This is a genomic window from Streptomyces sp. NPDC002671 (genome assembly GCF_053592475.1).
In genome coordinates this window covers 1-1,372 of sequence record NZ_JBSFVU010000167.1, presented here as the reverse complement: position 1 = coordinate 1,372, position 1,372 = coordinate 1, and the positions used below count along the sequence as shown (strand labels likewise).

General features: G+C 66.4%; 2 protein-coding genes. Both read right to left on the bottom strand.

The genetic code is table 11. The features are described 5' to 3' along the window. Window positions 1-8: 8 nt before the first annotated feature. Complete coding sequence (locus ACWD35_RS45495; RefSeq protein ID WP_451357180.1) at window positions 9-413, bottom strand: hypothetical protein; 405 nt, start codon at window positions 411-413, stop codon at window positions 9-11. Then, complete coding sequence (locus ACWD35_RS45490) at window positions 410-1,273, bottom strand: IS5 family transposase (protein WP_451357179.1); 864 nt, start codon at window positions 1,271-1,273, stop codon at window positions 410-412. The genes ACWD35_RS45495 and ACWD35_RS45490 overlap by 4 nt, the downstream gene beginning before the upstream one ends. Window positions 1,274-1,372: the final 99 nt, after the last annotated feature.

Here is a 1,372-nt window from a genome sequence, read left to right as displayed (position 1 = left end):
AGTGGGCGTTAAGTCCGTTTCTGGTATCGGCCTCGTCCGGGTTGGGTGAGGAAGCCTTGGCGGGTGAGGCGTCCGAGGCGGCTGCGGGTGATGTTGACGGACGCCTCGTCGGTGGGCATGCCGAGGAGTTCGTGTAGCTCGCGAGCTCGGAATTCCTGGTCGGGGTGCTGGTTGAAGGCGTTCACGATGGCCTGGTAGGCGGTGCTCGTCTCGGGCGGATCGGGCTCGGCCTGGTCTGCGGCGGGCACGAGTTCGGCGATGACCTTCCGGGTGGTGGCCATGTCCGCGAGGTGTGCTTCGGTCTCGGCCAGGGCGGCGGTGAGGTGCTCGATCTGGCCGCGGAGTTCGCCGGCTCGGGCGGTGGCTTCGTCGTGGCGGGCCTGGAGGTCTGCCAGGAGTTCGGAGATGTTCACGCGGCCAGCCCGAGGGTGTCGCGCCAGGTGGATGCGGGGGTGGTGAGGCGGCGGGTCATGTTCGCGGTGGAGGCCCAGTAGACGCGCGAGGCGGAAGTGTCGGGCCGGTGGTCGTACTCCCGAGTCAGACGTCGGTGCAGCATCAATGTGCCGTTGACCTGCTCCACTATCCACCGCTTCGGTTGCGGGACGAAGCCTTTGCCCTGGTCGTCAGGGTTGCGGCGGACGATCTCGACGTCGATGTCCAACAGGACGCCGTGGATGACGACTTCGTCCTTGAAGCCCTGGTCCACCAGGGCTTTCTCCAGGCGCATTCCGCATCGTTCGGCAGCCTGGTCGAGCAGGGCGGTGCCGGCGGCGTTGTCGTGGGCGGAGGCGGCCAGTACGACGACGCCGATGATCAGCCCCAGAACGTCGACGGCCAGTCCCCGCTTGCGCCCCGACACCTTCTTGTTGGCGTCCAGTCCCGTCGTGGTCTTGGGGACACCGGCGGCCGCACGCACGGACTGGGTGTCGAGGATCACGAGGGACGGGTCCTCTAATCGGCGGGCTTTCTCCCGCACCTGGCAGCGCAGGAGTTCCTGGATCCGCTGGTCAAGGCCATCCTCACGCCACAGGCCGAAGTAGTAGAACACCGCCGACCAGGCCGGCAGATCGTGAGGTAGGTAGCGCCACTGACAGCCCGTCCGGTTCTGGTAGAAGATCGCGTTCACGACCTCCCGCAGGTCGCAGGACCCCGGGTCGCCGGTCGCAGACCGTGCCACCCTCTCCCGCTTCCAGGCCGTGATCATCGGCTCGATCAACGCCCACTGCGCGTCCGATAAGTCGCTGGGGTACGGCTCTCTCTCCACGCTCCACATCCGAGCATGGACATGCCCAGTAGGCGTCCCAGACGGCGATCAGTACCACGATCGAGCGATCACGAATCGAGAAAGATCGGACTTAACGCCCACTCAGTG